Below are 23,476 nucleotides of genomic sequence, written 5' to 3'. Positions count from 1 at the left end.
GGCTCACCAATCGACGCCCTTACGGGCCTTGATACCGGCCTCGAACGCATGTTTGACGGGTTGAACTTCACTGACGGTATCCGCCAGTTCGACCAGGCGCGGATGGGCATCCCGACCGGTCACGACTACTGTCATGTTTTTCGGCCGATTGGCCAATGCTTCCAGCACTTCGTCGAGATCCAGATATTCGTACGACAGCATGTAGGTCAGCTCATCCAGCAGCAGCACATGAATATCTGGATCGGCCAGAAATTCCTTGCTGGCTTGCCATGCCAGTTTGGCAGCGGCAATGTCCTTTTCGCGATCCTGGGTATCCCAGGTAAACCCGGTGCCCATCACATGAAATGGCACGCCCAGCTTTTTCAGCAAATCACGCTCGCCGCAAGGCCAGTTGCCTTTCACAAACTGCACCACGGCGGTTTTGTAGTCATACCCCAGCGCCCGGGTAATAGTGCCAAAACCGGAGGTGGATTTACCCTTGCCATGACCGGTTATCACGATCAGGGTGCCGCGATTTTCCCGCGCCGCCTTGATACGTTCACGGACAATAGCCTGTTGCTGCTGCATTTTGGCTTTGTGTTCAGCGTTGATATCTAGCGTCGATTGATCGGTATTCAATGGCTTGTCGCTCACGCGCGGCCCTCCTGAGTTGAAGAGTTGGAAAGAAATTCCTGGTCAAGACCAGTAACGGCGGAAAACCCAGCAACGCCGGAAAACCCAGTAACGGCGGAAATCAGTGTCGGCCAATCCAGATGTTGCTGACAGGCGTCGGCGATACGGTCGAGAGCGTCTTCCTGTTGCTGGTCATAAGTCGCCAGTTGGCGGGTGTCAGCACCAGCCCAGCGGAGAATTTGCTGCAACGCCTGCGGGGTATCAAACAGCCCATGCAAATAACTGCCAGCGACCTGATTATCAGCACTGTAACAGCCGTCAATGCTGGTATGGCTGGCATTTTTCGGATTTGCCTGTTGGCTTTCGTGCAGTCGGGCAAACGGCTGAAACTCACCATCCGGCAAGGTGTATTCGGTGCGCCCGGCATGGATCTGGTAACCACTAACGACTGTCCGGTCGTCGTTTTCGCCCAGCAGCACACCCTCGCTGTTGATCAGCTCCTTGTCCGGGAACAGGGTTGTGGTGATGGGTAAATACCCCAGACCGGCACTGCTGCCCGGTTGATCTTCGATACCATCCGGGTCATGAATCCACTGCCCTAACATCTGATAGCCACCACAAATGCCCAACACCTTGCCGCCATAACGCAGATGGCGGGCCAGTTGATCCGCCCAGCCGGTGTTATGCAGCATGGCCAGATCGGCCCGCACATTCTTGCTGCCGGGCAATATAATCAGGTCGGCATCCGCCAGTGACTGGCCTGGCCCAACGAACTGAAGGTCCAGCTGCGGATGCTCGCGCAACATGTCGAAGTCGGTATGATTGCTGATACGGGAAAACACCGGCACCTTGATACGCAGGCGAATATCGTTTTCGTCACGCTTCTGCTGCACGTCGATGGCGTCTTCGGCAGCCGCGCTGAGATTGTGCAAATACGGCAACACCCCCAATATCGGCTTGCCGGTACGCTCGGTGAGCCAGTCCAGCCCAGGTTCCAGCAGTTTGATATCGCCACGGAATTTGTTGATAACAAACCCCACGACCCGCTGCTGTTCAGACGGCGACAGCAGCTCCAGCGTACCAACCAGTTGAGCAAACACGCCGCCCCGATCAATATCCGCAACAATTATGACCGGACAATCAACCGCTTCGGCAAACCCCATGTTGGCGATGTCCCGGTCGCGCAGATTGATTTCCGCCGGGCTGCCGGCACCTTCCACCACCACCAGCGGATACTGCTGCTGCAATCGTTGATGGCTTTCCAGCACAGCTTTCATCGCCACGGTTTTGTAGTCGTGATAAACCGCCGCGTCCATGTCGGTAATGGCCTTGCCCTGAATAATCACCTGGGCACCGATATCTGAACTGGGCTTCAGCAGCACCGGATTCATATCCGTATGGGGAATAACGCGGGCGGCTTTGGCCTGCAACGCCTGGGCACGACCAATCTCGCCGCCTTCCGGAGTCACCGCACTGTTAAGCGCCATGTTCTGCGGTTTGAACGGTGCTACCCGCACTCCGATATTGTTAAAACAGCGGCACAATCCGGCCACCAGCAGGCTTTTGCCAGCGTCGGACGTGGTGCCCTGCACCATTAAGGTGAGCGGCTTTTCCACCGCCATCGCAGAAGTGCCTGTCTCTTTGGTATTCACGAATTCCCCTCCGGGTGCGCCATATGAACCACGTCCGGCGGCAAGCTGCCAATACACTCCACTTGCGCAAAGGCATACGGATGCTGGGGAATACGAATCCGGCTGCGGCTGCCATAAGCAATCGACAAGCGTGAAAACCAGTCACCACTGCGCCAGTCGACCGGCAACAAACTGGCCAAAATCAGCCGAATTACAGCCCCATGACAAAACACCATAATGTGCTTGCCCTGATGCTGCTGTTGTAGCTGCTGAAAGACGCGGGTCACTCGTTCGTACACCTGATCGATCGTCTCGCCGCCAGGTACCGGATACAGTGCCGGTTGTTCGGAGAACCGCTGCAAGCGTTGCCAGCCAGCCGGGTTATCCTGCGGATCGCCAAACAGCTGACTGAAAGGAATGCCGTCCCAGTCGCCAAAATCGTATTCGCGCAGATCATCCAGCACCTGCAACGGCAACTGCTGTTGTTCGGCAAACTGCCGGGCAAAATGCAGGCAGCGCTGTTTCGGCGAGCTGATCAGCAAGTCTGGCAATTCCACCGATGTCGCGGCCTGCTGCAATTGCAACCAGCCGTCAGCATGCAGGGGCACATCGGTACTGCCATACATGGCCGCCGGGCCATCCACACGGCCATGGCGGATCAGATCAATACGGGTATCCGTCATTGCAGTCACTCTCAGCTAAGAGTCATTGATGAGCCATCGGTTTTAACACCAGTGGTAAACCGGCACTGACCAATGTGACCTGATCAGCCAGCCGCGCCACCGCTTGATTGAGCCAACCGGCATAATCAACAAAACGGCGGGTTTCCTCGCCCATCGGAATCACCCCCAGCCCAACTTCATTGGCAATCAAGAGCACATCGGCCGGGCAGCTGGCCAGTGCTGACAACAGCGGATCGGACAGCTGTTCGAAGTCAGCGTCGGGCCAGAGGTAAAGCCGATTGTTGAGCCACAGCGTCAGGCAGTCGATCAGCAAGACCGAACCTGCGTTGGCAGTGACCAGGTGTTCGGCCAGTTGCAAGGGCACTTCGGCCAACGACCAATCGGCTCCACGCTCCTGTTGATGGCGCTCAATGCGCGCCTGCATCTCGGCATCAAACGGTGTTGCCGTTGCGACAAACTGCTTGTGATAACCCAGCACAGCAGCGCGTTGATTGGCTTGCTGCAGGGCAAATGACGACTTGCCTGAACGGGCTCCGCCAATAATAAGATGAATCATCCAGCCACCCCTGACGGCAGTTCTGTAACGACTGGAAGCCAGTAGCCAAGGTTGGCAACCGCCAGCAACACGATGTAAATCCACAACTCCTGAAACTGCTGGGCGGCCCCCAGACAGTCGCCGGTAAAACCCTGAATATGCTTGTGCATCCAGTGTTTAAGACACCAGCGCACCGCAACCACGGCGACCAGCACCACTAGTGCAACCACCACAGGTAATGACCAGCCGATCATCGCGACCAGCAGCCCGGACAATCCGAACCCCAACAGACAGGCCAGCAACGGCAACGACAGTGGTTTGGCCAGCGGATCACTTTTGCTTTTACCCGGTGCCGAGACATAAGGCAGATCCTGCGCATGCGTGACCGCCAATGCCCGCGATAACGAATAGCCAATCAACAGCGCCGGAATCAGCAGCTGTTGTTGCGCCAACTGGATCAGCAACATCAGTTTGAGCAGCAGCGCCAGCAGCAGCGCGGCGCTGCCGTAGGTACCAATACGACTGTCCTTCATGATTTCCAGTTTGCGCTGCGTCTCAAAGCCGCCGTAGAAGCCGTCAAAGCTGTCCGCCAGACCGTCTTCGTGCAAGGCGCCGGTCATCAGCAAGCTGGCAATCAGCAGCAGCACGGCGGTTACTTCAATGCCCGCCAGCGGCTGTGCGAGCAAGAACAGCAGGCTCAGTAAGCTCGCCAGCAACAGCCCGGCTAACGGGAAATAGACCAGCGCGGCGTGCATTTCTGTCGGGCTGTAATCGAGCTGCTGGCCAACGGGCAAGCGAGTGGTAAAACTCAGAGCCAGCCGTACGCGGTTAAGCTGTTTACTCAATATCGCGTTCAAACCCTGGCCCTTAAACCGTAACACCGGCGCTTTCAAAGGTGGCCATGTCGTTATAGAAAGCACAGGCACATCGCAGCAGCGGCAACGCCAGTGCCGCACCGGTTCCCTCACCCAGACGCAGGCCGAGATCCAGCAAGGGATCAGCTGCCAGTGCCCGCAAGGTCAGCTCGTGCGCCAGTTCAGCCGAGCGATGGGCAAAGATCATATAGTCGCGGCTCGACGGCTCGATTCGCACCGCCAGCAAGGCGGCAATGCTGACGATAAAGCCATCGACCAGAATACTGCAGCCACGTTCAGCCGCCGTCAGCATGGCACCAACCATGGCAACAATTTCAAAACCACCCACTTCCATCATGGCGACCTGTGACGACACTACCCGATGTGTAGCGCGCACCCGTTCCACCGCCTGGCGTACCAGATCGGTTTTTAATTGCAGCTGTTCGTCACTGATTCCGGTGCCCCGCCCGACAGCTTGCACCACCGACAGATCTTCCAGCAATACCAGCAAGGCCGCAGCACTGGTGGTATTGCCGATGCCCATTTCGCCGAAGGCCAGCAGGTTACTGCCGTTGCGGATATGCTTTCTGGCAATCTGATTGCCGCTTTCGAGCGCTGCCAGCAGCTGCTCAAAAGTCATTGCCGGTTGTACCGAAAAGTCTTCGGTTCCCGCTCCGGCACGAGCACTGACCAGCTTGCCACTGACATCTGCGACGGGCTCAACCATGCCCATATCAACGATTTCCAGCGCCATATCATTGCTGGCACAAAAGCAGTTAATCGCTGCGCCATTATTCAGATAGTTGAGCACCATCTGGCCGGTAACTGCCTGCGGCGCAATACTGACGGGCTGGCGGGCAATGCCATGATCTGCAGCGAATACCAGCATGGTCGGCTGTTTGATCTGGATGGCTTGCGGCGGCTGGCACGCCACCTCAGCCTGCATCTGGGCAAGAAGGGCTGCCAGACCTTCCAGCTTGCCAAGCGAACCGGGCGGCTTGGTTTTGTTGTCGATACGCTGCTGCGCCAGCTTGCGACAGTTGTCATCCAGCGTTTTTATTTCGTAGACGGGGAAGTCATATATCACAACAAAATTTCCTGAAAGATCAGGCTCAATGAGCCATTTTTAAAAGAGCCTTTTGGAAAGGAACCGTTAAAAGTCATCGTGGTTACCAGCGGCGGGTGCGCATCAGTAACAGAAAAAACACACTGCCAATGGCAGAGGTAATAATGCCGATCGGGATCTCCTGATCACTGGCCAGCGACCGCGCCAGGGTATCCGCCCACACCAGAAAACCGCCGCCCATCAGCAAACACCCCACCACCACAGTGCGGGTCGTTACGCCAAACCAGCGCCGAACGATGTGGGGAATCATCAAGCCAACAAAACCAATACCGCCACATTGCGACACCACCACGGCCGTCAATAGCGCACACATCAGTAAACCCAACAGCCGCATACGGGCAACCGGCACTCCTAGCGAGGTGGCCGTGTCATCACCCATCAACAAGGCATCAAAGCGACGCCCCAACAGCCAGCTGACAACCGCAACCAGCAGCACCGGCAGCAATAACAGCCACAACTGCCAGACTTCGATGCGGCTGATTGATCCCATTAACCAGAACATCACTTTATTGGCGGCGAAGGGTTCACCCAGATACAGCACCATATGAGTGGCGGCAGACAGCATCAGTGAGATGGCAATACCGGCCAGCAACAGCTGCTCCGGGCTGCGGGCCCAGGCACTCATGGCCAGACCATGAACAATAAATACCGACAAGCTGGCGCCCACAAACGCAGCCGTTGGCAAGGCAGCGTTGTCCGGCAGCCAGCTCATGGTCTGCGGCAAAACGCTGACCAGCGCTGCGCCCAGACCAGCACCCGCAACGACGCCAAACAGATAGGGGTCGGCCAGACCATTGCGTGTGACGGTTTGCAGACTGTTACCAGCGATTGCCAGACCGCCACCAACCAGCAAGGCGGCCAGAATGCGTGGCAACCGCAGTTCAAAAAAGATCAGCTGATCCATCGCCGTCGGGCATTGATCAAACAGGCAACTGGCAATGGTCACCGGGCTCAACTGTGCTGAACCAAATCCCAGTGACAATAACGGCGACAGCACCGCAAACAGCAGCAGTACCGTCCAGCGCAGGCGAAGATTGGCCACCAGCATCAGTTGCCCTCCCGCTGCCAGCCAGTATGAGACGGACAAAAATCGACCCGCACACCGTGATTCTCATGACGCACGATACAAGGCAAACCGAACACCTGTTGCAACAGCTCCTGCTGTAACACCTCGGCCACCGGGCCACTGGCCTGCTGCTGGCCATTTTGCAGAATCAACAGGTCGTCACAGTAGAAGGCTGCCAGATTGAGATCGTGCAGGCTCATCACAATGGTCAGCCCGGTTTCGACCGCCAGCTGGCGTAACAGCCCCAGAATTTCGTGTTGGTAAAACACATCCAGATGATTAACCGGTTCATCCAGTAACAACAATTGCGCGCGCTGCACCAGCGCTCTGGCAATCAGACCACGCTGCTGCTCACCGCCGGACAGGGTTGCAAAGGCTTGTTGTGATTTATCGAGCAGGCCGACCCGCTTGAGCGATTTGCTGACTTCGTGATCGTCAACCGCATCCGGCAGCGCCAACAGTGGCTGATGCGGCAGCAAGCCCATGCGGACAACCTGATAGAGGGTTAATTCAAAGACGGGATCATTGAGTTGTTTCACCAGCGCGATCTGGCGGGCGCGCTGTTGCAAGGTCATGCGAGCGGTTTCCAACCCCTCCCAGCGACACTCGCCAGCCAGCTGAAACTCACGTCCGCTGAGTCCGGCAATCGCCCGCAAAAGCGTGGTTTTGCCTGCGCCATTAGGGCCCAGAATCCCCAGCACACGGCCGCGCGGCAGTTGCAGACAGACGTCGTCCAGCACCCGGGTATTTGCAACCCTGGCGGAGAGATTGTTGAGGTGTAAACCGTCAGCCGATTTCATCAAGACACGCCTGCCAAACCGGTACGGGGAAAGAGCCACCCTTTGCGTTCAGCAGACAGACTGGTAAACGAGTGATGGTTCGTGTGTCCCCGCACGAACATTAATCGAATAGTCACAGGCTGGTATCTGACTTCGGCCCAACAGCAGAGGCTGGCCGTTACAGTTGCGGGTACAGTCCCGGAGTTTCACCGGATTCCCATTTAAGCTAGCCGCCGAGGCTGCTAACACCTGAAAGAGGCGCGACTATACCAGCTCGCTGGCCGGGTTTCGATGGAGAGATGGTGGGATCGTCAGTTTGACGTGGATTTGGCAGCCGCATGCTGCCAATTGGCGACCCTAAATACAGCCGCAGCGAATATCTCACCGCAGGGTCCCGGCATACGGGACCCTGCAATGTGATAACCACTCAAGCCTGTTTGGCTTTTTCCTCATCCCGCAGTTCACGCCGCAGAATCTTGCCTACGTTGGTTTTTGGCAGTTCGGAACGGAATTCCACATGCTTGGGAATCTTGTAGGCGGTCAGACGCTCCTTGCACCAGGCCCGAATATCAGCCTCGTTGACATCGCCTTTGGCAACCACAAACACTTTCACCGCTTCCGAGCTTTTCAGATCCGGTACACCAATCGCAGCCACTTCAGTGACCGCCGGATGCAGGGCAATCACATCTTCCACTTCGTTGGGATAAACGTTAAAGCCAGAGACGATGATCATGTCTTTTTTGCGATCAACAATACGCATATAGCCATCGTCCTGAATCACCGCAATGTCACCGGTGCGCAACCATTCCCGGGCTGGCTGGCCGCTGGCATCCGGCAGGAAGGATTCATCCGTGGCGGCTTCACGTTTCCAGTAGCCTTTCATGACCTGTGGGCCTTTGACGCACAACTCGCCCGGCTCGCCAATCGGCAAGTCGTTACCATCGGCATCGACCGTTTTGCAGACTGTGCTCGCAACCGGCATACCTATGGTGCCAAGCTGGATATGGCCGGGCGGGTTGAAAGACACCACCGGTGAGGTCTCGGTCATACCGTAACCTTCAGCAATGTCGGTACCCGTCACTTCGTTCCAGAGCTTCGCGGCACCTGAAGTCAGCGCCATGCCACCCGAAATAGTCAGTTTCAGACCACTGAAGTCGAGGGCGCGGAAATCCGGGTTATTACACAAGGCCACAAACAGGGTATTCAAACCCACAAATGCCGTGAAACGGTTGTTCTGCAGGGTCTTGATAAAGCCGGGGATATCTCGTGGGTTAGGAATCAGCAGCGAGCAGTTACCGGTTTCCAGCAACACCATACAGTGCACGGTAAAGGCATAGATGTGGTACAGCGGCAACGGCGCAACAGCCGTTTCAACCCCCTCTTTCAGCGCCATGGCAAAAAGACCATGACATTGCAGCATGTTGGCGATCAGATTGCGGTGGGTCAGCATCGCGCCCTTGGCGACGCCGGTCGTACCACCGGTATATTGCAGCACCGCCACATCGTCATTTTGCAGTTCGACTTTACGGTAAGGCTGTGCAGCGCCTTTGCTGAGCGCGTCCCGCAGGGATATGGAACCGGCGATGTGGTAGGCAGGCACCTGTTTTTTGACGTACTTCAGTACCGCATTGATCAGGTGGCGCTTCAGGAACGGATGCATGTCACCAATTTCGGTGACGATGACATGTTTGATACCGGTTCTGGGTACCACTTTTTCTGCCTTGCTGGCCATGTTCGCCAACACCACCAGTGCCTTGACACCGGAGTCATTGAACTGGTGTTCCATTTCCCGTTCGGTATACAGCGGGTTGGTATTCACCACGATCAGGCCGGCTCGCATGGCCCCAAAAATCACTACCGGATATTGCAGGATATTGGGCAACTGAATCGCCAGCCGGTCGCCCGGCTGCAATTGCAGGTCGTGCTGCAAATAACTGGCAAACTGACCACTGAGACGGTCCAGCTCGCCAAACGTCAGCTGCTGATCCAGACACAGGAACGCCGGACGTTGATCAAAGCGTTTTACGAAGCGATCGAACAGATCAATAACAGAGCTGTATTTGTCCGCATCAATGGTGCCCGGATAGTTTTTCGGATAGCGATCCTGGAAAAACTGTTCGTTCATACGTTGTCCTCTTTGCATCCGGAGGATGCTTATTCTTATTGGGTGTGCCTGCCCAACCTGTTTGTATGCCGAAATCATTCCGGCCGTCTGTTTGACGCAATGTTAACAGGTCAGGCTTGCCAGGAAGCAGAAGTTTAACGCTTTATAAAATAACTGGCAAAAGTGCATTTCCAAAACCTGCACAAGAACACCAAATTTAGCCCAACTCAAGCTTATTCAGTAGCAATCCTGCCACACAGCCTCGACAAACTGTCCTGCATCAGCCACTTTTGAGTAAAGGGGCATCTGTTTAATCCCGCACTGCTTTGTGAGAGCACTGGATTGCAATAGATGCCCCTAAAGGCATTTGCACAGGGACGACTTTCATATGCATTCACGGACGCCGCAACCAATCAGTATCGAAAAGGCCGACGGCCAGGCTTTTACGGCCTGGCTCTACCAGCCACACAACATGCCTGCCCGCAGTCTGATCCAGATTCTGCATGGCATGGCCGAGCATCGCGGTCGTTACGAGTCCTTTATTGAAACGCTGGTAAATCAGGGCCATGCCGTGGTGATTCATAATCACTCTGGTCATGGCGAACATTTACCACACGGCTATCTGCCGCGCTTTGCTCGCGCGGGTATCGCTGTTCCGGACGGCCAACCAGGCAAACCCGGCAGCGGCTGGTGGAATTTGGTGGAAGACGCCTGGCTGGTACAACAACAGGCACAGGCTCGTTTGCCTGTCAGTTGTCCAAACCTGCTGTTCGGTCATTCAATGGGTTCATGGCTGGCGCTTTGTGTGGCTTTGCGGAGTCCGGATTTACAAGGCCTGATTTTATCCGGCAGCAGCCTGCAGTCCGGCTGGTTGTATCGACTCGGTGGCGCCGTTGCCGGTGTCATCGGCCATCTGATTCGTTACGACCAGCCTTCCCGCTTACTGTCATCACTGGCGTTCGGAAACTATAACGCCCATATCGACAATGCCTGGTCAAACTGGAACTGGCTCAGTCGTTGCGACCAGCAAGTAACTGATTACCTCAACGATGGCAACTGTGGTTTTGATTGCAGTCCGGCGTTCTGGCAATGCCTGTTTCATGGCCTCAGTTATCTGGCCACCGAAACGCCACTCAAGGATTTACGTCCGGAGTTACCGATTCTGCTGGTTTCCGGCGACGAAGATCCGGTATCTGACTACGGCCAATCATTACGCACGCTGGAACTGGCGCTGTTGCGTTCCGGCCACGACAACACCACCACCTTGTTGTATCCCGGCGCCCGCCATGAACTTCTGCATGAAACCAACGCCGAAGAAGTCATCAACGACATCAGTCACTGGCTCGACCTGCAACTGCGAGGCAGCAGCCGCCAGGCAGGCCAACAACCAGTGACAAGAACAAGGCCTGCGGCTTCTGGACATGCGTCCAGACCAGCATGATCAAAACCCGCGCGAAAGTACTATAACTGCCGCATTTTCACAGTATCATTCGCGCCTTCGGATATTGTCACCGCTTCACATACCTTAAGGAGAGACCCCATGACGACCATCACCAATCACACCTATGACGAATTGAACGTCGGTGATAGCTGTACACGCGTCCACACCATCACGGAAGATGACCTGCGCATGTTTGCGGCAGTGTCCGGCGACCACAACCCGCTACACCTGGATGCCGCCTATGCCGCCACCACGCCGTTCGGCAAACAGATTGCCCACGGTATGTACTCCGGTGCGCTGATTTCTGCCGCCTTTGCGATGGAAATGCCAGGACCCGGCACGATTTACATGGGCCAGAACGTGCAGTTCAAACGGCCGATTTTTATTGGTGACACCATCACCATTACCCTGACGGTGAAAGAAAAACTCGGCAAGAAAAACGAAGTGATCTTTGAAACCACCATCACCAATCAGAATGGCAAGGCGGTGGTGACCGGTGAAGCAACCGTGATTGCACCCTCAGAAAAACTGACCATCAACCTGGCTGAACTGCCAAGCATTCAGGTTGGCAACCACGCATACGACGCCGAATAAACGACGCTCGACTGCCAGAGAGGGGCGCTGGCGCAAGCGGCGTTCTCAACCAGCAAAGCGCCCCGTGTTGATTAATTCTGGCGATTCGCCAGCAACAGCCCACCCAGCGTGTCGGCATAACGGTCGAGACGCTGGTTTTCCTCTTTAAGAGAGCGCTGCAAGGCCGCCTTCATATCCAATGCAGAGTCTGCCAGCTGTTGCTCACTGAGATCCTGTAACCAAGCCAGATCACCCCGTAGCTGTGCAGCCTCCACCCCGTCAGAATCCCCCAGCTGACCATCGACTGGTCGTAGCTGTAAAAGCTGCAACCGCAACTGCTGGGCAGCAAACAGATTTTGCCAGGCCGAACGGCTGTCAGGTTGATTCAGGAAATCCCAGACATAATCAAGCAGCAGCGGCTGGCAATTCATAACGCCCTCGCATCCGAACAGCGCTGCCGAAACCGGCCTGCTTGCGGTTGCCAACGGCAGTTGCTGCAATTGTTGCCAGACGCCAAACATCCCGGCATAGGACACCGACGCCTGCCATTCCACCAGCAACTGCTGATGCCGATGAATATCTGTCAGAGCAGTGAGGGTCAGATGACGGGAGATATTCGAAAAGCCGGCCTGCTGTGCCAGCGCGACCGCCAGCCGCAGGGATTCCAGCTCAGTAAAGCCCAGTGGAGTTGAACGCGGACGGGCAGCCACTTCGACATGGGCCAGCCAGTTGTTCATCTGGCCGTCGTTAAACTGATCATCAAAGTACCAAAAGTCCAGCATCTGACCAGCGGCCCAGAATGGCGATTCAAGCCGGATTCCCTTCAGCAGGCGCGCAGCCAGCTCACCATCGCCGCTTTGCCAGAGTTGACTGGCGAGCGCAAAACGGCAGGCATCCAACAGCTCGGCAACAGCGACCGACAGCGGTTGCCGAAGCTCCGCCAACTGGTCAGTGGCATCAATCAACACAAACGCCACCAGATCCGGCTTGAGCCCCAGCTGCAGACCCAGCAACAACCACTGCATACGAGCCAGAACAAAGTGTTGTTGCAGTTCAGCTGTTGGCAGCTCCGTCAGTGGAAACTGTCGCAAGACTTCATCTGACTGGCTCAAGGCCGCCACTGACCCCTGTTGCAGCAGCTGTTGCAAGTGCACCAACTGCAACCAGGCCTGCTGCTGGGTAGAGAGTTGCGGTTGTTTTTGCAAGGCTGCTGCCAGTGCAATCAGTCCTGGCTGATGCTGAATGGCTGTTCCATTGGCCAATAAGCGCTGCAACTGCTGAAAGTCGTCTTCGGTCGTTTGACTGACCGCAGACTGACTCAGCACTGCCAGCAGCCAGACGGGCAACATCAACGAGCCTGCCGTGATTCTGCCCGCCTGCCTTGCCCAAACACTGAAGACTGCCAGCAACCGCTGGCCACATCCCTGTTGCGGTACCACTAGTTCGGCCTCTGAATGCGGTAAACCGCCTTGATTACGAAGTTCTGGCCTTTCAACACGGGGTCATACAAGACACCACGAATGCCACGGGTGGCTGAATCCACCAGCTTCTTGTTGGTCGTGTCGAGCAACTTGACCAGCGCCACCTGTCCGGTTGGCAAGACCTGCACTTCCAACCTGACCTCACCTTCTTCGCCGCCATTGATCAGCTCACGGGAATATTCCGGCGCCACACTCATGGACGGTTTGATATTACCTTCGCCCAGCCAACGGGCATTGCCGCGCAACTGCGATGAGGTTTGTGGTACATCAAAGCCGGAACGTGCCGTTACCGTGGTGGTAGTGCAGCCAGTGGTGATAACCAGCAGCATTGTGGCCAGCAACATCGGTATACGGGCCGCCATCAATTTCATTTTCCAACCCCTGTCTTTTCGGTTTTTTATCGACCATTTACGGCCGCTTTGGCGATGCTATCAAAGACCTTCAACAGCTCACACTTGAAATATCGCCGCGACCCCCAACATTTTCCGGTAATTGGCAAAAGGAAAATGATATGTCGAACACAGACCACGAATTCATCAGTCGTGACGATACCGATAACAGTATCGCGTTGGCAGACGAAATCCTGCCAGACCGCCTCAATATCCTGCCGGTCGCAGGCCGCCCTTTCTTTCCGGCCCAGGTACAGCCGGTGGTAGTTCCACGCAAGCACTGGGAAGCAACCTTCAAGCGCATCGCCAAAACCGAACACAAACTGCTGGGGCTGATCTGGACCGAAGATCTGCAGGCGGCCGAAGGCCATATCGATGCCGACGAACTGCCGCTGATTGGCTGTGTGGTACGGGTACACCGCATTACCATGGACGAAGAACGTATCCAGTTTATTGCCCGTGGCGTCCGCCGTTTCCGGGTACTCGACTGGATCACCACAGATTCACCACTGGCTGCCCGGGTGCACTATCCGTCGACCCAGGTTGAATTCAACGACGAAACCCGCGCCTACGCCATGGCAATCATTAATGCCATCAAGGAGCTGGTGACCATCAACCCACTCTACAGTGAGGAACTGAAGCATTATCTCAACCGCTTCAGCCCCAATGACCCGGGTCCGTTAACCGACTTTGGCGCCGCCATCACCACCGCTGAACCGGAAGTACTGCAAGAAGTACTGGAAACCCTGCCAATCCAGACCCGTATGGAACGGGTACTGGTGCTGCTGCGCAAGGAAGTCGAAGTCGCCAAGCTGCAAGTTGAAATCAACGATTCCGTCAACGACAAGCTCAGCAAGCATCAACGCGAGTTTTTCCTCAAGGAACAGCTGAAAACCATCCAGAAAGAACTGGGCATTTCGAAAGACGATAAAACCGCCGAAATCGAGGAGTTCGAGCAACGCCTCGAAGGTCAGCAGATTCCAGAACCCGTACGCAAACGCATCGACGAAGAGCTGCACAAATTCAGCATGCTGGAAATGGGCTCGCCGGAATTCAGCGTCACCCGTAACTACCTCGACTGGGCCACCAGCGTGCCCTGGGACAAATACTCAGAGGACAGCTTCGATCTGGCTGAGGCTCACCAGACACTCGACAAGCACCACGCCGGACTGGATGACGTCAAGGAGCGGATTCTGGAGTTTCTCGCCGTTGGCAGCTTCAAGAAAGAAATCAGTGGCTCCATCATGCTTCTGGTTGGCCCTCCCGGCGTCGGTAAAACCTCGATCGGCCGTTCCATTGCCGATGCCCTGGGCCGCAAGTTCTATCGTTTCAGTGTTGGCGGCATGCGCGACGAAGCGGAAATCAAGGGTCACCGCCGTACCTACATCGGCGCCATGCCCGGCAAGCTGGTTCAGGCATTAAAAGACGTTGAAGTCGCCAACCCGGTTATCATGCTGGATGAAATAGACAAAATGGGCTCGTCCTATCAGGGCGATCCGGCATCAGCACTGCTGGAAGTACTGGACCCGGAACAGAACCGCGAATTCCTCGACCACTATCTGGATCTGCGTATCGACCTGTCGAAAGTGCTGTTTATCTGTACCGCCAACCAGCTCGACACCATTCCCGGCCCACTGCTCGACCGCATGGATATGATCCGGTTGTCCGGCTACATCGCCGAGGAAAAGATGGCGATTGCCAAGACGCATTTGTGGCCTCGCGTGCTGGAACGCCATGGTCTGAAAAAATCCCAGCTGAAGATTTCCGATCCGACGCTGCGGCAGATTATCGAGGGTTATGCCCGCGAATCCGGCGTCCGCAAGCTGGAAAAGCTGCTGCAGAAAATCGCCCGCAAGGCAGTGGTTAAGCTACTGGCCGACCCGGAGCAAAAAATCTCGGTAACTGCTAAAGACCTGCAGGAATATCTCGGCGCACCGGTATTCCGGCCTGAGAAAATTTTCCGTGGTACCGGAGTGGTGACAGGGCTGGCCTGGACGTCAATGGGCGGCGCCACCTTGCCCATCGAAGCAACGGTTGTGCATCAGCAGGGTCGTGGTTTCAAACTGACCGGCAAGCTGGGTGATGTCATGAAAGAATCGGCCGAGATAGCCTGGAGCTATACCAGTGCCAACGCCGCCAAATACGGCGGTGATGGCAGCTTCTTCAACGACCGTTTTGTGCACTTGCACGTACCGGAAGGTGCGACCCCCAAAGACGGCCCCAGCGCCGGTGTCACCATGACCACCGCGCTGATGTCACTGATGCTGAATCGCAGCATCAACCGGTCACTGGCAATGACTGGCGAACTGACGTTGACTGGCCAGGTGCTGCCGGTGGGTGGTATTCGCGAAAAGGTCATCGCCGCGCGGCGTTCAAAAATTATGGAAGTGATTCTGCCGGACGCCAACCGCGCCGACTATGAGGAGCTGCCAGAACACATCCGTGAAGGCATGACGGTGCATTTTGCCCGTCAGTACAAGGATGTGTTCAAGGTAGTATTTGGCGACTAGAGGTCGCCTTTCAGGCCAGTGCGCCCGCACAGCGGGCGGACTCGACAAAACGCCGGGCAATGCTTTCAGGCACGGCGGTCTTTCGAGCCAGTTCGGCAGCAGCCATCGGTTGGCGACGCATCAGATCAACCATCGGCTGCAAGCCCGGATAGCGCTCCAGCAAGGCATCCGGTGGCATAATCAATAACCGTCCGGCGCTGTCACCCAGTCCTTCCAGCGGTTTACTGCAGGCTTGCCAAGCCGTCATCCACAAGAGTTCCGCTACCGGCTCTCCCAGCAGGACGCACTGCTGCACCAGTTCATCATCATCAGCCAGGTTGCGATGACGAAAACTGCTCGAAAAACCATAGTTACGGGAAACACATTCGGGAATGTCACGGGTGAGGTAACGGCCACTTTTACCGGCAATTACCCACTCCATGCAGGGGTTGGTTTGCAGTGAAGCATTGAGGTTGTGTTGTAAACAAAACTGTATCTGTTCCAGCAGCCAGAGGTCGGCTGAAGTGTTGGTGTATGACCCTTCAGTCATTGCAACTCCAGTTTGTTGTTATTGTTATTAGCAGCCAGCAAGGGCGGCATGAGAATGCACGCCATCGTCAGTGAGCGTCAATCGACTATAGGCCGATTGTCCCGTATTCGCCAATTCAGGTAGCAAGACCAAGGTATCAGGTCAGTGTTACAACCTGCCCATAAAAAAACGGGGAGCACCAGGCTCCCCGTTTCAGGCTATCAATGATCGGCAGCCTGAGCCGCTCGTAATCAAACGCTTACTGTTGTACTACGAATTCAACACGACGGTTGGTAGCACGGCCTGCCGCTGTTTCGTTGGTGGCAATTGGGTTGTCTTCACCATAACCAACAGCTGTCAGCTGATCACCAGAGATGCCCTTGCCAATCAGGTAATTACGTACGGAATCCGCACGAGACTGACTCAGACGCTGGTTGAACGCAGCAGAACCCTGGCTATCGGTGTAGGCAGCAATTTCCACCTTCAGGTTCGGGAATTTGGCCACTTCAGACGCCGCGTCGTCGAGAATACCACGGGCTTCAGCGGTCAGGCGGGCGCTGCCGGATTCAAAGTTGACGCCTTCCAGCTTGCCATCAAACACGGAACAGCCCTTGGCATCGACCGAAGCACCGGCAACGGTATTTGGACACGCGTCATTGTCGTCGATCACACCATCGTTGTCGCTGTCGAGTGGCTCAACCACGACTTCCACCACTTCTTCAACCACCGGCTCAGGTTCTTTCACCAAAGCAGGCATAACAACCGGCTTCGGTTCTTCCTTCACCACAGGTTTGGCTGGCTTGCTGGCACCAAACAGATAGCCCACTTCCAGCATAGCAACACCGTGTTCGTTGCTTTCATCGGTCATTTCATCGATGTGGTATTCAGCACGGCCAAACCAGCTTTCGGTAAAGTGGTACTGCAGACCCAGACCATAAGTGAATACATGCGTCTCTTCGTCGAAGCGATTGTTTTGCGGCACTTCGAATTTTTCCAGGCCATAGCCAGCCGTCAAATAGGGCTTGAGGGCATTTTCACCAAAGAAGTACAAGCCTTTCAGCTGATATTGGGTAATCTCAGGTTTCTTATCGCCCTGGAATGGAGATGGCAGCGTCAGCGAAACTTCACCAGCCAGAGCCGGCAGGAAGTAATAGCCCAGCGACAGTTCATTGGTCCAGGAATTATTGATATGCGATCCGTTGTCGAGGCGGAAGTCATCAAAAATCTCGTTATCTGCATATCCACCACCCACTGTGATGTAGGTAGAACCCTGATCAGCATGCGCTGACGCAGCTGCTGCGAAGGCAACCGCAATTGCCAGAGGTTTGAAAGTCATGGGTATCTCCTTGTATTTACCGAAACTCTCGAAATCAGACATATATTCAAGTGCAAGTTCATGACACTTGTATAGCCAATTCAAACATTCTTAAAAGCCTGGGGCTTATTTTGTCGAAAAAATGGGTAAAGTCACAAAATAATGCTTCTACTTCCTCGCGAAGCTGACTCTTGGTCAAAATATTCCCACACAAAATACGTCAGATATATTCTGAAATGGTAATTTTCTGTATTGATCGAACAGATAATTCACCCTGCCGCACAGCCGATACCCCATCATCATTTTTACAAGCCAGTCCATTATTTATTAACAAATAGCACAGCAATATATTCATGCCGGTATCAATGGCTTTTAGCAGGCACCTGGACCAGGAGTTGGGCGCATCACATTGGAGGGATAAATCTGTCAGTAGATCGACCACAACCAGAATGATTGTGGCCGTACGCATAATTTACGCCTGACTGGCTTCTTCATCCTGCCGTTTGTCAGCCTTGTGCTGTTCGTCCGTGCGATCCAGTTTCCAGTAGCTGCTGATGTAAATATCCGCCGCCACCACGCCCCGTTCGTTACGGAAGTACTGACGCAAGGAACGCATCTTGTGGAACTCGCTGGCTGCCCAGACAGCCACCTTGCCCGCTGGCCATGGCTGTTGGCGCACTGCGTTGATGTAGGCGGATTGATCAGCCAGCGGCTGGTAGTCATCTGCCTGCGGGATAGCTTCCGCAACAACCCACTGGATCTGGATACCCGCTGGTGCCCGTACATCCTGCTGATCTTCCGCACTGGCAATCTCAATAATAGCGACGCCCTCTGCCTCTGCAGGTAACAGCTCCAGGTTAGCCACAATGGCCGGCAAGGCCGTCATATCACCGGTCAGGAAATAAAAATCAGCTGGCTGTGGAATCAGTTTGGTTGGTCCAGGACCACCAACCATAATGCAATCGCCCACCTGCGCCTGTAATGCCCAGCCAGCACCTGGACCCTGGCCATGTTCTTCACTGCCGTGCAGCATCATATCGAGGGTCAACTGGCGAGCGGCAACATCAATTTCCCGCACGGTATAACTGCGCACAATCGGGCGAACGTCCGGATTTTGCTGTTCTGCTGTCAGCGCACTGCCATCAGACTGAAACTGTAATTTTACATAACCACTTTTGCTGTCGGCCGGGAAATCATGCAGAGCCTCTCCCCCCAGCACAACACGCTGCATATTCGGGGTTAATCGTTGTATTGAAACAACGGTCAATTCTCTGGGTTGCGGGCGAGACATAAAAACTCCTGCGGAGGTAATTGCGGATCCAGCCGACATTATGACGGCCAGAACCCAGATAATAATACTTATCGTTAATTTATTTGCCGATAACAGCTATTTATAAAAGCTATTCTTGTCAGGTCTGACTACGATGACAGCGAACGAGTATCAGACAATCGCGGTAATCAGCCAGCTTTTGCCAGCCATCACAACCTCGTCGTCCAGCTCCTTGCCGATCAAGGCCAGCGCCAGCGGGGTAGCCGCAGACACCAGCTGAACGAGCTGACCATCCTGCATTAACTGGCGACCACCGCCGGGGGTAATCCACACCAGACGCTGCTCATCCTCGTATTCCAGCGTCACCAGTGCTCCTAGGGCAATCGGGCTGCTGTCATCAAACGCCAAGGGCTCCCAGCGCCCCAGACGAATCTTTTCCTGCTGCAGTTGCAGAATCCGCTCCGACTGGCCATGGGCCAGATAAGCCGCCTCCAGCGCCAGGGTATCGTATTTGTTTTCCGGCTGATTATCTTCGTGGGAAGCACTTTCATGAGCCGTGCGGGCAGCGGCCAGCGCAGCCTCGATATCGCGATCACAACTGGCCAACAACTCCAGCTTAAGTTGTATTTTGTTCACTTCAGAATCCTGTACGGTACTATCTACCGGAGCTAACCCATAGCCACCCGAACCACCAACCACAAGCCGGCCATAACCGCCGTGAGCGGCACTGATCAACCGGCCTGTTACCGCAGCAGTTTGTGTTATCACATCCGCAGCGGATAAATGGACATTTTTCTGGTCAGCCCAAAACGGAAATTACCTCATGCAATCGCAACAAATCAAAACCCTTTCCAGCCGTTTGTCCATCAGCGCCTTCTGCCGGTTGCGACAGGTTGATGAGTTGCTCTGTATCGACATTCGTCATCCGGCCTTCAGTGCGCGTGTGTTGCCACAAGGTGCCCAGCTGGTGTCGTTTATTCCGGAGGCTGATCAGGACTGGTTGTGGCTCAGCCCGACCGCCGAATACAAGAAAGGCAATTCGCTCCGTGGCGGCGTACCGATTTGCTGGCCCTGGTTTGGCAATGCTGATCGCAACCCGGCCGATGTACAGGCGCTGATGGCCCACGACCAGCCACTGCCCGCCCACGGCTTTGCCCGCACCGCCAACTGGATGCTGGAAGAGTTGCAAGAAGCCGTCGATCAGGTCGAGCTGACGTTTGTGCTGGAGCGGGTCAACCACCGCCAGTCAGTCTGGCATGGTCAGGCTGAGCCACGGGTGCATTTCATCCTGCGCGGCGACAGTCTGCAGATTCGCCTGACCACCACCAACACCGGCTCCACCGCCCTCGCCTTCACCCAGGCGCTGCACACCTATCTGCCGACGGCCAGCATTCACAACAGTCATATTGAAGGCTTATCCGGCGCTGGCTATATCGACACGCTGGTTGGCTGGCAACGTATGAGCCAGTCTGGCACCGTCCGTTTTGACGGCGAAACCGACAGAATTTATCTCAACAGCAACAATCGTTTGATGCTGGTAACGCCAGACAGTCGCCGCAGCCTGGTTGCCGAAGGCAGTGAGAGCACAGTGGTATGGAATCCGGGGGTTGAGAAAGCACGCCGCCTGAGCCAGTTCCCGGACCACAGCTGGCATCATATGTTGTGTATTGAAACCGCCAATGCAGCAGATGACTGGGTGCATCTGGCCCCCGGCCAGAGTCACACCCTGGCTGTCAGCCTCGCACGAGGCTGACAGCCAGCAACACTCAGCAGTACTGTGCTACGTCCACAATCACCCGCCGCAGCCAGCGGTGGGCCTGATGGTGTTGCAGCAATGGTGACCAGGCCATTTTCAGTTCAAATGGAGGAATCGGGAATGGCGGGTTTTTCACCAACAAGTCAGCCGATGCTGCCTGCATGTCGGCCACCTTGCGTGGCAAGGTGGCGACCAAATCGTTGTTGTGAGCCAGCAGCGCCGGCATCTGGTAATGGCGGGTGAAAACCGAAATCTTGCGCTTGTAACCCAGCTTCGACAGCGCGTTATCAACCCAGCCCAGCCGGATAACCTTGTCAGGGTCGATCCCCACACCAGCGCCCATGCCGGTTTTGGATACCCAGATATGATTGCTGGCCACATAGGCTTCAAGGTCAAACTCACCGGCCAGTGGGTGATCGGGATTCACCAGACAGACAAAATCATCCTGCCACAGCGTCATCTGGTGGAAGGATTGCGGCATATCGTCAAAGCGGTTGATAGCCATATCGACCTTGCCTGCTTCGACATCCTTGAAGGTCACGTCAGACGGTGTCAGTACGTCCAGAATAACGTTCGGAGCCACTTCCCGCAGTCGTTTAACCAGTTCGGGGATCAACGTCGATTCTGCGTAATCACTCACCATCAGGCGGAAAACCCGGTGGCTGCTCTGGGCATCAAATTCTTCCAGTGGCTGCAGTGCCGCTTCCAGCTCACCCAGCGCCTTGCGAATAACCGGTTGTAATTCCTGAGCCCGTTCAGTGGCTGTCATACCTTCCGAGGTACGCACCAGCAGCGGATCATTAAACAGATCACGCAGGCGGCGCAAACCGTTCGACATCGCCGGTTGGGTAATCCCCAACTGCTGGGCAGCACGGGTGACACTGCCTTCACGCAACAGCACATCCAGATAGACCAGCAGGTTGAGGTCAATTCGATCGAGATTCATCGGTTATCCATCATTTTTGCAATGCGCTATTGTCGCAGCAAAAGATATATTCACCAACTCAATATTGAAAAACAAAAACATTCCCGAGAGTGATTGTCTGACAAATACTCCGCAGAAGTCACAACCGATTCACAGTCGGCCGCCAAATATTCGGTACACTGCCCCAGTTCTGATTCATGCACCACATTCACATTCAGGGAGCCTGTGATGATTTCATCAAGATCTTTTTTGTCTGGCCGGTCGTTAGCGACTCTGATGGCGGCCACCAGCTTGCTGCTGGGCGGCTGTGCCAGTCTTGAACAAAAGCTGCAGGACGCCAAACCAACCGCCCGGGTTGCCGGTGTTTCGATCTCTGATATGTCGCTGGATGACGTCACCCTGAAGGTCAAACTGGCCATCAATAACCCCAATGCCATCGCCATTCCAATGAGTGGCCTGGCGATGAAACTGCTGGTCAGCGGTAATCAACTGGCCGCCGTTGAACAACCGGACAGCAGCCTGACATTGAAAGCCAATGGCGAAACCCTCACCGAACTGCCGGTCACCTTCAGGTTTGCCGATCTCTATCAGGTGTATCAGGCCAGCAAGGGCCAGAACGAAGTCGCTTACGCCATCGATGCCGACGTTTTTACCGACTTGCCAGTGGCAGGCCGGGTCAGTTTGCCAGCCAACTATCAGGGCAGCTTGCCAATTCCGCAGATGCCAAAACTGAGCCTGCAAACCGTCAATCTGGAAGATATTGGCTGGAGCGGTGCGACCTTGCGGCTGAAGCTGAATATCGACAACCCCAACAGCTTTGGAATCAAGGTAAACGGACTGGATTATAACGTGGGCGCTGGCAGCAACCAGCTGGCCAGCGGTGCGCTGGGTGCCGTCGATCTGCAAGCCAACAAAACTGCGCTGCTGGATTTGCCGCTGAAGCTGAGTTTCAGCGAGCTGGGTAAAAGTGTGATGTCGCTGCTGACCAGCAGCACCGCTACCGAAATTTCCTTCTCTGGTGCACTGGATTACCAGCCGGATCTCAGCATCTGGAATCCTCAGCCGCTGAAGTTCAACGTCAGTCAGACCCTTAATCGCTGATTAGGGCTCTGCCCCTGCGCCAGAAAAACAAAAGGGCTGCCAATTTGCAGCCCTTTTGCATGAACACAACAGGCATCGAGGGGTGTAATCCCTGTCAGTTATGAAGAAAACGCTGAAAATAACGTCTTTCCAGACGAGCTTGCGAGCTCTGGAATCCATACGACGATGGGAAATTCACCACCGTATGGATCCTGAGACAAGCTCAGGATGACGAGAAATATTCACTCAGTGCCTTAACCGATCAGCATTACACCACAAGGTGCGCTGTTATCGCTTAGTGGTGGTGACCACCGGCTCCATGAACATGGCCGTGCTCCAGCTCTTCTTCGCTGGCATCACGGATGCTGGCAACCGATACGCTGAATGCCAGAGACTTGCCAGCCAGTGGGTGGTTGGCATCAACAGTGATCATTTCTTCTTCCACTTCAGTCACGATCAGGTTGATTGGACCTTGTGCAGTCTGGGCAGTGAAAGCCATGCCTGGTTCGATTTCTTCAACACCGGTGAAAGCTTCACGAGGTACTTTCTGAACACGGTCTTCGCTGTAGTCGCCGTAGGCATCGGCAGCTGCAACAGTTACTTCAAACTCGTCACCAACCTGCTTGCCTTCCAGCGCAGCTTCCAGGCCAGGAATGATGTTCTGGGCACCGTGCAGGTACACCATTGGCTCACCACCCTCGGAAGAATCGATGGTCTCACCAGATGCAACATCAACCACCTTGTAATGGATGGAAACCACTTTGTGTTGGGCAATAGTCATAGGAAATTTCCGTTTTGGTTCCCGCGAGGGGAATAAATTGACTCGTCAGCTGCCACC

At 55.1% G+C, this 23,476-nt stretch carries 22 protein-coding genes and 1 riboswitch; of the genes, 5 read left to right on the top strand and 17 right to left on the bottom strand.

The window, feature by feature from the left end; genetic code table 11:
- Nucleotides 1-3: 3 nt before the first annotated feature.
- The 9 genes from cobO to K6123_RS05495 form a co-directional block, all read right to left on the bottom strand.
- Complete coding sequence (cobO, locus tag K6123_RS05535) at nucleotides 4-633, bottom strand: cob(I)yrinic acid a,c-diamide adenosyltransferase (RefSeq protein ID WP_221794974.1); 630 nt, start codon at nucleotides 631-633, stop codon at nucleotides 4-6.
- Nucleotides 630-2,234, bottom strand: a complete 1,605-nt coding sequence (locus tag K6123_RS05530) for a cobyric acid synthase (protein WP_221795600.1) — start codon at nucleotides 2,232-2,234, stop codon at nucleotides 630-632. The genes cobO and K6123_RS05530 overlap by 4 nt, the downstream gene beginning before the upstream one ends.
- Before the next feature lie 26 nt (nucleotides 2,235-2,260).
- Entirely contained in the window at nucleotides 2,261-2,926 is a 666-nt protein-coding gene (locus K6123_RS05525; RefSeq protein WP_221794973.1) for a histidine phosphatase family protein, read from the bottom strand.
- Nucleotides 2,927-2,948: 22 nt separating this feature from the next.
- Entirely contained in the window at nucleotides 2,949-3,482 is a 534-nt protein-coding gene (gene cobU / locus K6123_RS05520; RefSeq protein WP_221794971.1) for a bifunctional adenosylcobinamide kinase/adenosylcobinamide-phosphate guanylyltransferase, read from the bottom strand.
- On the bottom strand, nucleotides 3,479-4,318 hold the full coding sequence (cobS, locus tag K6123_RS05515; protein ID WP_221794969.1) for an adenosylcobinamide-GDP ribazoletransferase: 840 nt from the start codon (nucleotides 4,316-4,318) through the stop codon (nucleotides 3,479-3,481). Before cobS ends, cobU begins: the two co-directional genes overlap by 4 nt.
- A 10-nt stretch (nucleotides 4,319-4,328) precedes the next feature.
- A complete protein-coding gene (gene cobT, locus K6123_RS05510; protein ID WP_221794967.1) occupies nucleotides 4,329-5,402 on the bottom strand; it encodes a nicotinate-nucleotide--dimethylbenzimidazole phosphoribosyltransferase in 1,074 nt (357 codons plus the stop codon).
- Between the two features lie 82 nt (nucleotides 5,403-5,484).
- Nucleotides 5,485-6,489: a FecCD family ABC transporter permease gene (locus tag K6123_RS05505; RefSeq protein WP_221794965.1), complete on the bottom strand. Its 1,005-nt coding sequence runs from the start codon at nucleotides 6,487-6,489 to the stop codon at nucleotides 5,485-5,487.
- A complete protein-coding gene (locus K6123_RS05500) occupies nucleotides 6,489-7,307 on the bottom strand; it encodes an ABC transporter ATP-binding protein (protein WP_221794963.1) in 819 nt (272 codons plus the stop codon). The genes K6123_RS05505 and K6123_RS05500 overlap by 1 nt, the downstream gene beginning before the upstream one ends.
- Nucleotides 7,308-7,407: 100 nt before the next feature.
- A riboswitch (cobalamin riboswitch) is annotated at nucleotides 7,408-7,554 on the bottom strand.
- A 159-nt stretch (nucleotides 7,555-7,713) separates the two neighbouring features.
- Nucleotides 7,714-9,411 (bottom strand): AMP-binding protein, encoded by a 1,698-nt coding sequence (locus tag K6123_RS05495; protein WP_221794961.1) that lies wholly within the window; start codon nucleotides 9,409-9,411, stop codon nucleotides 7,714-7,716.
- A gap of 367 nt (nucleotides 9,412-9,778) precedes the next feature.
- On the opposite strand from K6123_RS05495, the gene K6123_RS05490 reads away from it, so the two are divergent.
- Both K6123_RS05490 and K6123_RS05485 read left to right on the top strand, forming a co-directional pair.
- Nucleotides 9,779-10,831: an alpha/beta fold hydrolase gene (locus tag K6123_RS05490; protein ID WP_221794959.1), complete on the top strand. Its 1,053-nt coding sequence runs from the start codon at nucleotides 9,779-9,781 to the stop codon at nucleotides 10,829-10,831.
- 99 nt (nucleotides 10,832-10,930) lie between these two features.
- On the top strand, nucleotides 10,931-11,425 hold the full coding sequence (locus tag K6123_RS05485; protein WP_221794957.1) for a MaoC/PaaZ C-terminal domain-containing protein: 495 nt from the start codon (nucleotides 10,931-10,933) through the stop codon (nucleotides 11,423-11,425).
- Nucleotides 11,426-11,496: 71 nt separating this feature from the next.
- Here the strand turns inward: K6123_RS05485 and K6123_RS05480 are convergent, their stop codons facing one another.
- Together K6123_RS05480 and K6123_RS05475 are read right to left on the bottom strand one after the other, a co-directional pair.
- On the bottom strand, nucleotides 11,497-12,753 hold the full coding sequence (locus tag K6123_RS05480; protein WP_221794954.1) for a hypothetical protein: 1,257 nt from the start codon (nucleotides 12,751-12,753) through the stop codon (nucleotides 11,497-11,499).
- An 89-nt stretch (nucleotides 12,754-12,842) separates the two neighbouring features.
- Entirely contained in the window at nucleotides 12,843-13,256 is a 414-nt protein-coding gene (locus tag K6123_RS05475; protein WP_221794952.1) for an energy transducer TonB, read from the bottom strand.
- Nucleotides 13,257-13,396: 140 nt separating this feature from the next.
- Between K6123_RS05475 and lon the strand changes: the two genes are divergently transcribed.
- On the top strand, nucleotides 13,397-15,784 hold the full coding sequence (gene lon / locus K6123_RS05470) for an endopeptidase La (protein ID WP_221794950.1): 2,388 nt from the start codon (nucleotides 13,397-13,399) through the stop codon (nucleotides 15,782-15,784).
- Between the two features lie 10 nt (nucleotides 15,785-15,794).
- Here the strand turns inward: lon and K6123_RS05465 are convergent, their stop codons facing one another.
- From K6123_RS05465 to K6123_RS05450, 4 genes are all read right to left on the bottom strand, one after another.
- On the bottom strand, nucleotides 15,795-16,313 hold the full coding sequence (locus K6123_RS05465; RefSeq protein ID WP_221794948.1) for a hypothetical protein: 519 nt from the start codon (nucleotides 16,311-16,313) through the stop codon (nucleotides 15,795-15,797).
- A gap of 238 nt (nucleotides 16,314-16,551) precedes the next feature.
- Nucleotides 16,552-17,628 (bottom strand): OmpA family protein, encoded by a 1,077-nt coding sequence (locus tag K6123_RS05460; RefSeq protein WP_221794946.1) that lies wholly within the window; start codon nucleotides 17,626-17,628, stop codon nucleotides 16,552-16,554.
- Nucleotides 17,629-18,079: 451 nt separating this feature from the next.
- Nucleotides 18,080-18,898, bottom strand: coding sequence for a siderophore-interacting protein (locus K6123_RS05455; RefSeq protein WP_221794944.1), 819 nt, complete (start codon nucleotides 18,896-18,898; stop codon nucleotides 18,080-18,082).
- A 150-nt stretch (nucleotides 18,899-19,048) separates the two neighbouring features.
- Nucleotides 19,049-19,513: a GreA/GreB family elongation factor gene (locus K6123_RS05450; RefSeq protein ID WP_221794942.1), complete on the bottom strand. Its 465-nt coding sequence runs from the start codon at nucleotides 19,511-19,513 to the stop codon at nucleotides 19,049-19,051.
- Between the two features lie 187 nt (nucleotides 19,514-19,700).
- Here K6123_RS05450 and K6123_RS05445 point away from each other — a divergent pair, with 187 nt between their 5' ends.
- The gene (locus K6123_RS05445) at nucleotides 19,701-20,630 is read left to right on the top strand and encodes a D-hexose-6-phosphate mutarotase (protein WP_221794940.1); all 930 of its coding nucleotides are present in this window, start codon (nucleotides 19,701-19,703) and stop codon (nucleotides 20,628-20,630) included.
- 13 nt (nucleotides 20,631-20,643) lie between these two features.
- Here the strand turns inward: K6123_RS05445 and K6123_RS05440 are convergent, their stop codons facing one another.
- Nucleotides 20,644-21,579, bottom strand: a complete 936-nt coding sequence (locus K6123_RS05440; protein WP_221794938.1) for a LysR family transcriptional regulator — start codon at nucleotides 21,577-21,579, stop codon at nucleotides 20,644-20,646.
- Nucleotides 21,580-21,786: 207 nt separating this feature from the next.
- Between K6123_RS05440 and K6123_RS05435 the strand changes: the two genes are divergently transcribed.
- Nucleotides 21,787-22,659, top strand: coding sequence for an LEA/WHy family protein (locus K6123_RS05435; RefSeq protein WP_221794936.1), 873 nt, complete (start codon nucleotides 21,787-21,789; stop codon nucleotides 22,657-22,659).
- A 274-nt stretch (nucleotides 22,660-22,933) separates the two neighbouring features.
- Here the strand turns inward: K6123_RS05435 and slyD are convergent, their stop codons facing one another.
- Nucleotides 22,934-23,419: a peptidylprolyl isomerase gene (gene slyD, locus K6123_RS05430; protein WP_221794934.1), complete on the bottom strand. Its 486-nt coding sequence runs from the start codon at nucleotides 23,417-23,419 to the stop codon at nucleotides 22,934-22,936.
- Nucleotides 23,420-23,476: the final 57 nt, after the last annotated feature.

It is taken from the genome of Oceanobacter mangrovi, assembly GCF_019740315.1.
In the GTDB taxonomy this organism is placed as follows: Bacteria; Pseudomonadota; Gammaproteobacteria; order Pseudomonadales; family Oceanobacteraceae; genus Oceanobacter; species Oceanobacter mangrovi.
The sequence above is the reverse complement of the archived record's forward strand: the minus strand, read 5'-3'. Positions and strand labels throughout refer to the sequence as shown.